Below are 291 nucleotides of genomic sequence, written 5' to 3'. Positions count from 1 at the left end.
GTGGGGGACTTCGGTGCCCTGGATCTGGGCGCAGAGGAGGTCGACGGCGGCGCGGCCCATGGCCTCGATGGGTTGGCGGATGGTGGTGAGGGGTGGTTCGGTGCAGGTCATGAAGGCGGAGTCGTCGTAGCCGACGACGGAGACGTCGTGGGGTACGTGGTGTCCGTGGCGGCGTGCGGCGCGGATGGCGCCGAGGGCGAGGGGGTCGCTGGCGCAGATGATGCCGGTGACGCCGCGTTCCAGGAGGCGGGTGGCGGCCGCCTGTCCGCCCTCCAGGGAGAACATGGCCCG

At 72.2% G+C, this 291-nt stretch carries 1 protein-coding gene; it reads right to left on the bottom strand.

Annotation, left to right across the window (positions count from 1 at the left end; all coding sequences use genetic code 11):
* The coding region (locus IE94_RS0134680) for a substrate-binding domain-containing protein (protein WP_030192671.1) at nucleotides 1–291 on the bottom strand (291 nt) is incomplete at both ends.

The organism is Streptomyces violaceorubidus (genome assembly GCF_000717995.1).
Classification (GTDB): domain Bacteria; phylum Actinomycetota; class Actinomycetes; order Streptomycetales; family Streptomycetaceae; genus Streptomyces; species Streptomyces violaceorubidus.
This window is presented reverse-complemented; position numbering and strand designations above follow the sequence as displayed.